Genomic DNA, 12837 nt, shown 5'->3' with positions numbered 1-12837 from the left:
GGTCTAAAGCTTCATTTCGATGGTCGCGACGGCGTAGGCGGGTATCTCCACCGCGCCGTCGAGGGGTAGGTTGTGAGTCAATATCGGAGTTCGATTCACTCCCGGCGAGTTCACGGTCCCGAGATCGCCAGATACACACCGCATTACGGCCGACTTGAACGCACCCTCGCGAAGGGACAGCTTGGTTCGCACCGGCTCACCCTTAATGTTCACCAACGTCACGCATACCGTCTTGCCGTCTCGACTCTTGGCGGCAAAAACATCTAAGCCGCTATCCGTGGTCGCGGCCACTCGCACCGGCTGATGCCCCGACTGCAGTAGCTGATTCACCACCGCAGGCGGCATTTGCCAGGCTCGCGAGGGGTCAAAGAAGACCTGCCCCTGATCCCAACCATTGTCGTTTTGTTGCACCGGCTGAAGGCAGTTCGCCGCGCAGTCAACGAGCACGAAGTCGCCAAGGCGGCGCGCCGCGTTGACGTTCGTCGCATGGCCCAATCCTCGCCGGAGCGAGTGTGTCCCGCCGTTCTCCTCAAAAATCACCGTCTTCATCGTCGAGTTCGGATTCCAGCTTCGAAACTTCTCCCGGATGCCCGAAATCTCCCGCTCGACCTGAAAGCCAGAAGCAGGATCGTCGCCGCCGACGTGAATGTCCCACGCCGCCGCCTTGCCGTCGATGGCACGAAACACGTCTTGCATCAAAGGTGAATCGCTGAGCCACCAAGCCGCACTAACCAGCTTCACATCCGGGTACCGGGCGTGGATCGCGTCGGCCACCCGAGCAAACTGCTCGGCGTAGTGCCCATAAGTCTCCTTCGTCCGGCTCGCAAGGCATTCCTCATTGCCGATCTCGATATAGTCGACTTTGTACGGTTTGGGGTGCCCATTCGCCACGCGCCGACGCCCCCAAGTTGACGTCGCAGGCCCGAAAAGGTAGTCGGCCAAGTCAGACACATCTGCTGGAGACTCCTCCGCATTGATCGCAAATGCGCTTCCGAATCCCGCCTCCTCGCAAAGGTCCAGAAAGTCGAAAATGCCAAAGCCATTCGTGGAACTCGAATTCCAATGCCCCACGTATGGCGGACGGAGTTTGCGTGGCCCGATCATATTCTTCCACCGGTAGTTTTGGGTGTTCACCATCGTCCCGCCGTACCGCAGGAACGTCACTCCCGACCGCTTCAACTCGGTCACAATATCCGCCCGCAACGGCAACCCGTGGTAAAGATTCGACTTCGGTTGCATCAATTCGACCTGATCAATCCCGACCTCACCATATTGATCGATCCAAATCGCCAATCGGCAGTTCGCGTCGGTCTCGCTGGGCGTCAAGCTAAATCGCGCGTACTTCCAAGCCGTCGATGGCGTCAGTTTCTGCATCGCGTAGGTCCGCGACCCATCTGCACTCTGCAAGGCGATGGTGACCGGAATGGAATCTCCCTTCAGCGCGATTCCCCCTGCCATGACTTGCCTCTTCCGGCAGGCAATCCCCCATCGATTGAGGCCCCGGTTGGCAACGCCAATCCGTTCTCCGGCTACCCGGCAAATCAGGTGCTGAGCGTAGGTTCCGTTGTAGCCATCTCGCTCAAATCGCAAAGCCCCGCGCCCACCCGGCGAACGAACCACATCCCATCGGGGCGAGGTCCCCGCGCCGCTCCAATTGAACCCGGCCGAAAATCCGCCAACCCGAACATCGCGAAACGAAGCATCCGAATGCCACGTCCGAAGCGCAACCTCCGCGCCCGACAACGGATGAGGATCGACAAAGTCGATTCGAGGCTTCTCTTCCCAATCCATATACACCCGTATACGTCCCCCGTCCGCCTGCGCCCGAAGGTGATGCCAACGCCCGCTGGCCAAAACGGCCGGCGCTTCCGCTAGCTGATGAAAGTCGTGCTCGTGCTTGCCGAGAATGACCCTCTGCTCACGCGGCGAAAAGGAAACCTCGTACCCGTCGAACTGGTCGGCCCCGACCCCCGCGCCGCTCACCTTAAGCAGGAAACCCGCATTTATCCCAAAATCGTTCGCGATAGCGACGTCGGCCTCAATCTCCTGATCCTGCCCTCCCTTGCCATCAGCTACCAGCTTAAAACCCGGCCCCGACGAAACGTGAACTCCGTTCCCGTCCGGCACCCAGTTGCCGCCGTAAACCTTCCAACCCTTCGGGCTCAACCCTGCCGGAGGCTCCTCAAAGCTCTCGCCAAAGATCGTCTGGGCATAAATCCCGCCGTAGATTTCGTGGTTGACGTCCTCGATGCACGAGCCATACATCGAACTAGAAACCGAACCTAGTTCGACCGACGGATCGATAACCGTTCGACTCGCCTGAAGCAGGACCAACGACGCCCAGAGCATCTCAGACCGTCACCCGAGTTCCGCTTTCCGATGATCGAATTGCCGCGTGAGCCAGCTCAAGCGCCCGCAAACCCGCCCGGGCATGAACTGGCGGGGCTTGCCCGCCCAGAAATGCCTCAATAACGGCGTCCATGTACGAATCGAAGGTCCGGTGGAACTCGCGGTCGTAGTCGTTGAAGTACCCCGCTTCCCAAATCTCGCCCGTCTCGTTGCCCGCCTGGTTGAACCGGTACCGCGCCACCGTGTCGTCGATCACAAACCGCCCCTTCGATCCGCTCACCTCGATCCGCTGAGTCTCGGGGTAGGCGTACGACGTATCGTAAGAGCCCAGCAGGCTCCCTACCGCCCCCGATCGAAACTTCAGCGAAAGCGCCATCGTCGATGGGTGCGCCGTCATCTCCGCCGAAAGCGCCTCGATCGGCCCGCAAAGATGCTCCAACATATCGAACCCGTGGCACTGAGTCTCGATCAAGTTCGCGTAAGGGTGATCGCTCGACCCTTCGCCGCCGAATCGCCACGACGCGAAGACGATGTCGCCGACTTTTCCGGTCTCAATCGCCTCCTTGGCCATGCGAACCGGGTTTGCCCATCGGTGGTTGAAGCAGATCGCAAAGAATCGATCACCCGCCGCCTCCAGCAAGGCGGTTGCCTCATCCAGTTCGAACACCAGCGGCTTTTCGACAATCAGCGGAAAACCGGCCCGGATCACCTGCATCGTCGGCTCAAAATGCCCCTGATTCGGCAGGCATAGGCTGACGAGGTCGGGCCGCTCCGTGGTCAGCATTTGGTCGATATCGGTATAAGCCTTCGTGTGAAACTGCTTAGCGCGGGCCTCGGCTCTTTCGGCATTCCGCCCGGTCACCGCGCAAAGCTCAACCTTCGGATGCTGGGAAAACACCCGCGCATGCTGAAGCCCCCATCCCCCCGTTCCAATCACGGCGACTTTCATTGTTCGATGACCACCTTACCCGTGCTTCCGGCCCAGAAAAGGTCGAACGCCGCCTGGATCTCGCCGACTCCAAACCGATGCGTGATGATCGAATTCATCATCGCTCGGTTCTTCATCAGCAGGTCGTAGTTCGCGGCAAGTTCGCAGTAAGCAAAGTACTCGCTTCCAATCAGCGTCATCTCTCGAAAAACGAAGTCGCCGTACAGGCTTTTGATCGTCAATCCGCCGCCGTGCGCCACGCTTACCAGCACGCCCCGATGCGCCAACAGCGCCATGCACTCATCGCGAACCGACTCCTTACCCGCCGCATCGATGACCACATCGGGCGCGTTCAGGCCGTGCCGCTTCAGGCCGTCTGCCAGCGACATTTCCGAACTCAAAACCGGAAGTCCGCCGAGTTGCTCGGCCAGTTGGAGCCGATACGGAACCACATCCGAGATCACCACCGGCACGTCGGGCCCCAGCATCAATTTGGCCATCGCCAAGATTCCCAATCCCACCGGTCCTGCCCCCGGAATCAGAATGGAACGAATGTCGTCGTGGGCTCGCTTCGCCCGCCGGATCGAATGCCCACCTGTACCCATCACGTCCAACAGTAGCGTCGCTTCGGTCGCCGACAGCTCAGGCGTGGGAAAGAAGAGGCTCCCGTTGATCAGTTCGTAGACTCCATACCCGCCGTCGCGATTGAATCCCATGTCGCCTCGCTTCGCCAGGCATTGGTTTGTGTAGCCCGCCAGGCAGTTTCGGCACTCGCCGCAAAAGTCCATGAGGAAGACTCCGCCCGTCGTCCCGACCGGCGTCGTCGTTCCCGGTCCGACCGCCACCACCGTCCCTGCCGCCTCGTGGCCGGGCGTCACTTCGGTTCCGTCCCAAAACTGCCCGCGCTCCGACCCGCACAGCGCGTTCGCCTGAACTTTGATCAAGAGTTGGCCGGGCCCAGGTTCGGGCACCGGCTTTTCCGTCGTCGAAATCTTGCCGCCACCCACAAAGTGCGGAACCGTCATCACGGAAGGGATTGCCGTCATATGACGTCACTATCCTCCGAAAGGTAGGCCACGCGCAATGAGGTTTTTCGCCAATCAACTACGATTTTTCGTCACTCGGTAAGTACTCGGGCTTTGGCCCGTCGCCTTTTCAACGACGGTGATCAGGTATTCGGCGTGGGAATACCCCACTTCGTCCGCCACCCGGCTTAACGGCCAAGTCGTCTCCGACAAGAGCTTCAAAGCGCGGGCCAATCGAGCTCTAGCGATTGCCTCGTGCGGCGTCTGACCAATCGCCGACGAAAATCGCCGTTCCAGAGTGGAGCGAGACACTTTGGCGAACGCTGCCACATGAGCCACGTCGATTTTCTCCCGAAGGTGCTCACGGATGAACCGAAGCGACTCCGCCACCAGCCGATCCGAAACCGCGACCGAATCGGACGATTGCCGAACCACTATCCCCTTCGGCGCAATCAAGACCGATTCCGACCTTGGTCGATGCCCACTCAGAATCATATCGAGCATCGCCGCCGCCTCATACCCAACCGCCGATGCGTTCGGCACCACGCTCGAAAGTGACGGATTGCAAAGCGAGCAAAACGTCTCCGAATTATCGATCCCAACGACTGAAACCTCACCCGGCACGATCAGCCCCAGTGACTCGCACGCATCCAACACATGCAAGGCCCGCACATCGTTACAAGCCACGATTCCCACCGGCTTTGGCAAGCTCCGAACCCACTCTCGAAGTTCACTTTGGTCGTGGTCCCAATCGCCCTTGCGAAGGTTGAGCAGAGGGCTCTCAAACGTCGCGCAAGGCGCAGCTACCGACCGCAGTCCTTCCAGTCGCGACTCGCTCCACTTCTCGTCCCGGTAGCCGCAAAAGGCGATTTGCCCGAACCCACAATCGACCAAGTGCTGGGCTGCTAACACGCCAAGCGCTCGCATGTCCGACTCCACATGCGGCAAACCCAAATTCCCAAACCGATCGTTCAGATCGACAACCGAAATCTTCCGTCGCCGCAGTTGCTGGGCGAGTTCCGGGGTCGTGGAACGACAAATGATTCCATCCCCATCCCAGTCCAACAGCCAATCCGGTGGCGGTGCGTTCAACTCCCTCTCATCGACGAACAACGACCACCGCTCGTGCGTGCTCACGAACTTCGAGATTCCCTCAAGAATCTTCCGGCCATACGCCGTCGAGGTCTCAACGATTAGCGCTACCCTGGGCCGAGGTCGTTGCATAACTACATTATTTTGTCAGGAAGACTGGTAACAAATCGTGGGTCCTTTGGACACTCCGCCAAACAACCGCCACCGCGCATCGTTCACGCCGAGGATGCTCACGCTCTTCGTGTTCGCCAATCCGCTGATGACCGTCCCCGACAAACTAGTCCTTCAATCGCCCGCACCGGACAAAACCGACCTTGCCGCCAAAGTCTGGTCGCCAAGGCAGAAAACGCGTTGGACACTCGCAAATGGCATCGTTTCGGGCGAACCCTCTACGCCTGAATACCAAGCCGGTCGGAAAGATCACAAAGGCTTAGAGCCGCGTATGGCCATCCCCTCAACTCCGCAAGACTTTTGCGCCGAATTCGACATCCGATTCAGCGGCGGCACGTTCACCAAACTCGCCCCGTTCATCGAGTACGGCCACCACAAAGCACGATTCTCCTTCCAAAAGGACGGCCTCTCCCTCGACGCCGACTCCGGCAAGGCCAAGCTCGCCACCACCGACAAAGTCACTTTCCAAGATGGCCACTGGTACCACGTCGTGGCCGAACAGAAGGGCGACGAAGTGTTGATGCAAGTCGATGGCGTGACCCTCTACGGCACGCATCCGACGCTGAAAGAACCGGCGACCAAGGGTGCCGCCGGTCTCGGGTTCTGCGGAACCCAGGGCGGCACCATCGACATTCGCGATCTCAAGGCGTGGTCCATCAAGCCAGACTACGCGCCGGGCTGGTCGGAAGTCAAAGCCAAACTCGTGGGCAAGAGCTAAAACCGCTATTCCGCAAACAAGAGCAGGTTCCCCTCCCGATCTTTCACAATGAAGGTTCGGGAGCCCCACGGCTGGGTTACTAAGGACTGATGAAACTCCGCTCCTGCCTCGTGGAACTCAAGAAATAGCTCTTTCACGTTCTTGACCGTGATGCTCGCCGCCAACAACTCTTCTGACTTGACCAATTCCGCCAACATCACCGGCTCGTGGACCAATCGCAGGTTTAGGCTCACCGCATCGCGAAACACCTGAGCGTAAAAAGGCGGCTCGCCGTAGGAGAATCGAACGGAGAATCCCAAGACGGATTGATAGAACTCCAGGGCGGCGGGTAAGTCGGTGACAAAAAGCTGCGGTTCAGCCGCTGTCAAGAAGGGTGAATGGGTTGCTTTATTTTCGGGTGCTTTCATGGTTTCATGTCCGTGAAGCAGTGCAGACCATGACTCGAAGCCTTCTCGCCGCGCAACCACTTCTTGAGCATCAGCTAACTTAAACGGTGCATCGAGGATTTGCTGGTCGCTAAGCGATTCGAATTCGGACCGATGAGCCCGAAGGATCGGAGCCACGGTGGTTTCGCCATCGCGATGCCACCGCAGAATCTGCTTGGCTTGCTTCCGAAGGTTTTCGAGATTTGACATAGGCGCACTACGGGATAGATTCGTAGGCGGGCATAGCCCCTTCGACAAAAGCGTCGGCGCGCCCTACAGGCAACGAAAAGAGAATACTATCCACCCTACAAGATGTCAAGCGGTGGTAGCATGGTGAAAAGATGAGACGAGCCGTTCGCGGCCCACGGGCCATTTGCGCCCTCATAGTCGCTTTCGCTTGCCGCCTAGCGGCGGCGCAGGAACAGCTCTCGATAGAAAGTCTGTTTGACGGCCGGTACAGTTCAGCTACCGACGGCCCCATCGGCCATTGGCTTCCCGGAAGTCACTCCTTGCTGTCCATCCAACAAGGTGCGGTGGTTAAAATCGACGCCGAATCGGGCGAAATCAAAACCTTGGTGAAGGCTGAAGACCTCGACGGTTTTAAGCCCGAAACCGCATCGATGACCGACGACAAGGTCCTCCTTTATGGAAATTCAAAAAAGGTTTGGCGCCTCAATACCAGGGGGGATTATTACGTCTTCGACCTGAAGACGCGCAAGCTCCGCCGCCTCGGCCCCAGCAAAGCCCAATCGGAACTGATGTTCGCCAAGATCTCGCCTGACGGAAAATCAGCGGGATACGTGTACCACAACAACATCTATGTGTGCTCCCTGCAAACCGGGCGAATCCGCTCGATCACCCATGACGGAGCCGAAAAAACCGTCAATGGAACTTTCGACTGGGTGTACGAAGAGGAGCTTGGCCTCCGCGACGGGTGGCGTTGGAGCCCCGACAGCAAGCAGATCGCCTTTTGGCAGCTCGACACCTCGCCTGAAGCCATGTTCACCCTCGTTGACCAGTCCAACAAGACACAGGTGATCAAGAAGTTTCCCTATCCTCAAGCGGGAACACCCAACGCCCGAGCCCGCATCGGCGTAGTCTCGACCTACGGCGGGCGCGTCAAGTGGATGAATCCTAAGGCGACTCCCGATAACGGCTACCTTGCCCGCATGGATTGGGCCGCAAACTCAAAAGAACTCCTGATCCAGTTTCTCAACCGTCGGCAGAATCAGGACGACTATTACCTCGTCAGCGCCCGAACGGGCAAAGAACACCTCATCTGGAGCGACAAAGACCCCGCTTGGGTGGACATCATGGATACCGCGCCAACCGGCGTGGCATGGGTAGCCCAAGGTCAGAAGTTCCTGACCCTGAGCGAACGGAGCGGTCAAAGGCACCTCTATGCCGTGGACCGCAACGGCAAAGATTCCGACCTCACGCCGGGCGAATATGACGTTGATACCGACGGTATCCAGACCGCGGGCAACGCCATCTTCTTCTATGCGTCCCCCGGCGCTGCCGCCCAGCGTTACCTGTATCAAACTTCGCTGGATAATGAGGAACCCTATCGGCTCACTCCCGCCAACCTGGACGGGACAAACAGCTACGATATTTCGCCCGACGGCGCTCTCGCCATTCACGACTACTCTCGTCTGGGTGTTCCCACTCAACGCGACCTCGTCGAATTCCCACTGCACCGCACGCTTCGGGTGATCACCGCCAACAAGGCCCTCACCCTCAGGGTCGAAAATATCGACAAGGGCTCCCTCGAGCGCCGCACCTTCTCCACCGCCGATGGACAGCGGAAAATGGACGCGATCGTCGTCTATCCCCCGAACTTCGATGCGACGAAGAAATACCCCGTTTTCTTTGAGGTCTACGGCGGACCCGCCGGCGTCCAGGTGAAAGACCAGTGGCTCGGCGTCCAGCAAATGCTTTGGTGGCTGATCGCCCAGAAAGGCTACATCGTCTGCACATTCGATAACCGTGGCACCCCCGCGCTCAAAGGCCGGGCTTGGCGAAAATCGATCTATCTCAATATGAATCCCATCATCGCTGCGGACCAAGCCGCCGCTGCGCGACAGATGGCCGCCCTCCCGTACGTGGATTCCAAGCGGATCGGTGTGTGGGGTTGGAGCACCGGCGGCACCAACACCCTGCAAGCCCTTTTCTCGTATCCCGACATCTGGTCGCTCGGCATCGCCGTCGCCCCCGGGACCGATATTTCGCTTTACGACACGATCTACACGGAACGCTACTCTGGGCTGCCCAAAGAGCATCCGCAGGCGTACTTCAACGACTCCCCGGTCAACTTCGTGAAGGGCCTGCATGGCGACCTCCTCGTGATCCACGGCACCGGCGACGACAACTGTCACTACCAAAATACGGAGTGGCTGATCGACCGCCTGGTAGCCGAGGGCAAGCAGTTCACCATGATGTCCTACCCGAACCGAACCCACGAGATCAGCGAAGGCCAAGGCACCGTAGAACACCTGTTCAACCTGATCCTCGGATTCCTGCAATCCCACATGCCCGGTGGCCCCCTGAAGAGCGGTTCGTAACACTCTCTGCTCTCTGCTCTTGCGAGCCGCAAGCCGCAAGCCGCAAGCCGCAAGCCGCGAGCCGCAAGCCGCAAGCCGCAAGCCGCAAGCCGCAAGCCGCAAGCCGCAAGCCATCGTAAAACGAGGCTATCCCTTGGCGAAGGGATCGGTGAGCGAGAAACGAGCGAACCGAGGGATAGACGACAGCTGTACAACAGCCCCTCAGCTACCCCAGCACCAACTCACTCAATCCTGAAGCCTAAACTTGTAAACTACCTCCATGTGGCTCCCGCCGACCCCCGCAATCCCCGTCGAGAAATTCCTGGATAGCATCGGCGCAAACTCCGCCATCAGCGCCCGCGGCGAAAAGCTCGACGAAACCGCCCGCCTGGCCAAATACATCGGCATCCGCTGGTTCCGCTCCGGCTATGAAAGCATGGACTCGATCACTGACCTCCTCGAACTCCACCAGCGAACCGGAGCCAAATTCAGTTTTGGCTTCGGCAGTGGCGGCACCGACCTCAAACGCCTCCTTCGCGAGGGTCGCAACCTCGCAAAAGCCGATGCGCTCCTCGCCTTCGAAGGTCCCAACGAACCCAACAATTGGCCGATCACCTACAACGGCGCAACCGGCGGACGCGGACAAACCTCTTGGCGACCCGTCGCCGAACTCCAGCGCGACCTCTACGCCGCTGTCAAAGCTGACCCGCTCCTGAAGAAATATCCCGTCTGGAGCCCCAGCGAAGCCGGAGCCCAGTTCGACAATACGGGTCTCCAATTCCTCAAGATTCCGAGCGGTGCAAATACGACCTTCCCCGCCGGAACCCAATACGCAGACTTCGCCAACGTCCACAACTACGTCTTTCACCCCAACTCTCCAAAGCTGATCGACAACAAGGCATGGAACACTTCCGATCCCAGCCCCAACTGCCCCATCGATGGCCTTTATGGCGAATTCGGTCGCACCTGGGCCAAGCACTTTCCCGGCTATTCCGAAAATGATCTCCAAACCCTCCCAAGGGTCACCACCGAAACCGGACTCACCATCGACAGCCAAGTCGACGAAGTGACCCACGGCAAACTGATCGTCGACCTCTACCTATCCCAGTTCAAGCGAGGCTGGAGCTACACCGCCCTCTATCTGCTCCGCGACCGCGTCGATGGAGGTGGCAATCAAGCCTTCGGTCTCGTCCGACCGGACTACACCATTCGACCCGCTGGCGAATACCTCCACAATCTCACCACGATCCTCCACCAAGAGAGCCCGACCGGCAAATATGGAAAATCGCTGGGCTATTCGATCCCCAATCAACCCAAAACCAACCACGATCTACTCCTCTCTCGGGCCGACGGAAGTTTCGATCTCATCGTTTGGAGCGAACGATTTCCGGGCCAAGACTCAATCGAAATCGACCTCGAAAAGCCTGCAAGCTCGGTCGTCGTCTACGACCCAACCATCGGCACCAAGCCAACCAAGGAAATCGAACGGGCCAAAAGCCTCACGTTGACGCTGACCGACCACCCAGTCATCCTTCGCGTACGATAAGAATTCCAATAGAAAGAACCTAGCAATCTTGCGGTAATACGCATCCCATAACACTTCGGCTATCGGGCCTAGTTTATAATTCGCCATGCGTTCCTTTTCCATTGCAGCGGCATGTGTGGGTTGTGCGCTTTCCCTGGTCACCACGGCCAATGCCCAAAGAAAGGTTAATTCTCGTCCTCAATCTCCCGATTCGGGAAGTTGGCAACGTACTTCCACGAACCCACCGGGTCCAGTTGGCGTGCCGATTCTCATGACGGACGGAACCGTCATTTGCCACAGTCCTCAGACGAACACCTGGTACAAACTCACTCCAACATCGCTTGGTTCCTATCGTGATGGAACCTGGTCGACGATCGGCACGATGTCGTCTGACTATGGCCCCCTGTACTTCGCCTCTTCCGTCCTGGCCGATGGCCGTGTCGTCGTGATTGGCGGCGAATACAACCTAAACCAAGGCGCCGTTTGGACGAACAAAGGCTCGGTCTACAATCCGGCCACGAACACCTGGACCTCGTTGGCTGCGCCCTCTGGTTGGAGCCAGATCGGCGACGCGCAGTGCCAAGTCATGCCCGACGGCCGATTCCTCCTCGCCCATCCGTTCGACAAGCAATTGTCAATCCTGGATCCTGGCACCTTGCAGTGGACCAACCTATCGGGAACCGGCAAACTGGACCGATTCGACGAGGAAGGCTGGGTGCTCCTCCCCGATGGCACCATCATGACCTGCGACGCCATCAACGCGCCCCATGCAGAAAAGTACATCCCGTCGCTCGACACCTGGGTTTCGGCGGGTGATACACCCCAGCGCTTAGAGGACTCCTCCTCCCAAGAGCTTGGCCCCATGGTCCTCATGCCCGATGGGAAGGTCTTCGCCTTTGGCGCAACGGGACACAATGCCATCTACACCCCCGGGACCGGCACCAACAACCCTGGATCGTGGGTCAGCGCGCCCGACTTTCCGAATGTCGGCGGTCAGTTGGACATCGCTGACGGCCCCGCCGTCCTGTTGCCAAATGGCCACATCTTGGCCTACACCAGCCCGGGAGTCTTCAACTCGCCCAGCCACTTCTACGAGTGGGATGGAACTTCGCTGTTAGAGGTCGCGAACGTACCGAACTCCAGCGGCAACCCGTCCTACGTGGGGAACTTCCTGATCTTGCCCAACGGGCAAGTGATGTTCACGGACTTCTCGAAGGACGTCGAAATCTACTCGCCGACCAACAACGTACCAAACGACGCCTGGCGACCGACCATCAGCGCCTACCCATCTTCCGGCGCGTTGACCGGCAAGACCTATATCATCAGCGGTACTCAGTTCAACGGTCTCTCCAATGGCAGCGCCTACGGAGACGATTCGACGAACAACTCGAACTACCCGTTGGTGAGAATCACGAATAGCGCCACCGGCCACGTCCGCTACTGCAAGACTCACGACCATAGCACGATGGCCGTCGCCACCGGCTCCTTGCCCGTGTCGACCTTCTTCGACATTCCCAGCAATATCGAAAAGGGCCCATCCGTCATCGAGGTCGTCTGCAACGGAATCGCCTCGGCTGGTCGATCGATCAACATCGGCACGGTACAAGTCGCCCCCACCTCCTACCAAGTTCTGCAGGGAATCGTATCCAGCGGAAACGTAGCCAGTCTCGCGGCCGCCGATTCCGACTATCTGAACCTCAACATCGGCCCAAGCCGAACCAACCTCCGCGACACTCCGTTCATGATTCAGATCAACGGCATTTCGCCGGTCCTGAACCCGAGTGGACTTGGAATCACGTTCGTCGCTAACGTCAACAATCTTGGCCCCGGTCAGGTGGTTTCGATGTTCAACTTCCTGACCAACGCTTGGGAGGAGGTCGACTCGCGAAGAGCTACGACCGCCGATCAAACGGTCAGCGTCAGCGCAACCGGCCAGCTATCGCGGTTCGTCAATCAGACGACTGGTGAAATGCGGGTCCTCGTGACCTACAAGGCGCTCACCGCCGCCGGTTGGCAAGCCCACCTGAATCAGTTGAACTGGACCGTCAGTCAATAGCCGGAACC

Annotated in this window: 9 protein-coding genes; 4 read left to right on the top strand and 5 right to left on the bottom strand. The window is 58.8% G+C overall.

Going from position 1 to position 12837, the window contains the following annotated elements; all coding sequences use genetic code 11:
- Nucleotides 1–3 precede the first annotated feature (3 nt).
- Genes GC165_20170 through GC165_20155 form a run of 4 tightly spaced genes read right to left on the bottom strand, consistent with a single transcriptional unit; the run spans nt 4 to nt 5526 of the window.
- Nucleotides 4–2349: a DUF1080 domain-containing protein gene (locus tag GC165_20170; GenBank protein MBI1335187.1), complete on the bottom strand. Its 2346-nt coding sequence runs from the start codon at nt 2347–2349 to the stop codon at nt 4–6.
- Between the two features lies 1 nt (nt 2350).
- Nucleotides 2351–3298 carry a gfo/Idh/MocA family oxidoreductase gene (locus GC165_20165; protein MBI1335186.1) on the bottom strand — a complete coding sequence of 316 codons (948 nt, stop codon included), beginning with the start codon at nt 3296–3298 and terminating at the stop codon, nt 2351–2353.
- Nucleotides 3295–4323 (bottom strand): alcohol dehydrogenase catalytic domain-containing protein, encoded by a 1029-nt coding sequence (locus tag GC165_20160; GenBank protein ID MBI1335185.1) that lies wholly within the window; start codon nt 4321–4323, stop codon nt 3295–3297. The genes GC165_20165 and GC165_20160 overlap by 4 nt, the downstream gene beginning before the upstream one ends.
- Before the next feature lie 54 nt (nt 4324–4377).
- Nucleotides 4378–5526 carry a helix-turn-helix domain-containing protein gene (locus GC165_20155; GenBank protein MBI1335184.1) on the bottom strand — a complete coding sequence of 383 codons (1149 nt, stop codon included), beginning with the start codon at nt 5524–5526 and terminating at the stop codon, nt 4378–4380.
- A 37-nt stretch (nt 5527–5563) separates the two neighbouring features.
- Here GC165_20155 and GC165_20150 point away from each other — a divergent pair, with 37 nt between their 5' ends.
- Nucleotides 5564–6283 (top strand): hypothetical protein, encoded by a 720-nt coding sequence (locus GC165_20150; GenBank protein ID MBI1335183.1) that lies wholly within the window; start codon nt 5564–5566, stop codon nt 6281–6283.
- Nucleotides 6284–6288: 5 nt separating this feature from the next.
- Here GC165_20150 and GC165_20145 read toward each other — a convergent pair whose 3' ends face one another.
- Nucleotides 6289–6918, bottom strand: a complete 630-nt coding sequence (locus GC165_20145) for a VOC family protein (protein ID MBI1335182.1) — start codon at nt 6916–6918, stop codon at nt 6289–6291.
- Between the two features lie 131 nt (nt 6919–7049).
- On the opposite strand from GC165_20145, the gene GC165_20140 reads away from it, so the two are divergent.
- The 3 genes from GC165_20140 (at nt 7050) to GC165_20130 (ending at nt 12829) form a co-directional block, all read left to right on the top strand.
- Nucleotides 7050–9269, top strand: a complete 2220-nt coding sequence (locus GC165_20140; protein ID MBI1335181.1) for a prolyl oligopeptidase family serine peptidase — start codon at nt 7050–7052, stop codon at nt 9267–9269.
- A 259-nt stretch (nt 9270–9528) separates the two neighbouring features.
- Complete coding sequence (locus GC165_20135) at nt 9529–10794, top strand: glycosyl hydrolase (GenBank protein MBI1335180.1); 1266 nt, start codon at nt 9529–9531, stop codon at nt 10792–10794.
- An 85-nt stretch (nt 10795–10879) separates the two neighbouring features.
- The gene (locus GC165_20130; protein MBI1335179.1) at nt 10880–12829 is read left to right on the top strand and encodes a hypothetical protein; all 1950 of its coding nucleotides are present in this window, start codon (nt 10880–10882) and stop codon (nt 12827–12829) included.
- Nucleotides 12830–12837 lie beyond the last annotated feature (8 nt).

It is taken from the genome of Armatimonadota bacterium, assembly GCA_016125185.1.
Lineage (GTDB): Bacteria > Armatimonadota > Fimbriimonadia > Fimbriimonadales > Fimbriimonadaceae > Fimbriimonas.
Note: the sequence above shows the minus strand (reverse complement) of the source record. Positions and strands in the feature narration are given on the sequence as shown.

What these genes read in the sequence shown, in the direction of transcription:
- GC165_20130 (MBI1335179.1), top strand. Translation starts at nt 10,880, where the DNA reads ATGCGTTCCTTTTCCATTGCAGCGGCATGTGTGGGTTGTGCGCTTTCC.
- GC165_20135 (MBI1335180.1), top strand. Translation starts at nt 9,529, where the DNA reads ATGTGGCTCCCGCCGACCCCCGCAATCCCCGTCGAGAAATTCCTGGAT.
- GC165_20165 (MBI1335186.1), bottom strand. Translation starts at nt 3,298, where the DNA reads ATGAAAGTCGCCGTGATTGGAACGGGGGGATGGGGGCTTCAGCATGCG.
- GC165_20155 (MBI1335184.1), bottom strand. Translation starts at nt 5,526, where the DNA reads ATGCAACGACCTCGGCCCAGGGTAGCGCTAATCGTTGAGACCTCGACG.
- GC165_20160 (MBI1335185.1), bottom strand. Translation starts at nt 4,323, where the DNA reads ATGACGGCAATCCCTTCCGTGATGACGGTTCCGCACTTTGTGGGTGGC.
- GC165_20140 (MBI1335181.1), top strand. Translation starts at nt 7,050, where the DNA reads ATGAGACGAGCCGTTCGCGGCCCACGGGCCATTTGCGCCCTCATAGTC.
- GC165_20145 (MBI1335182.1), bottom strand. Translation starts at nt 6,918, where the DNA reads ATGTCAAATCTCGAAAACCTTCGGAAGCAAGCCAAGCAGATTCTGCGG.
- GC165_20170 (MBI1335187.1), bottom strand. Translation starts at nt 2,349, where the DNA reads ATGCTCTGGGCGTCGTTGGTCCTGCTTCAGGCGAGTCGAACGGTTATC.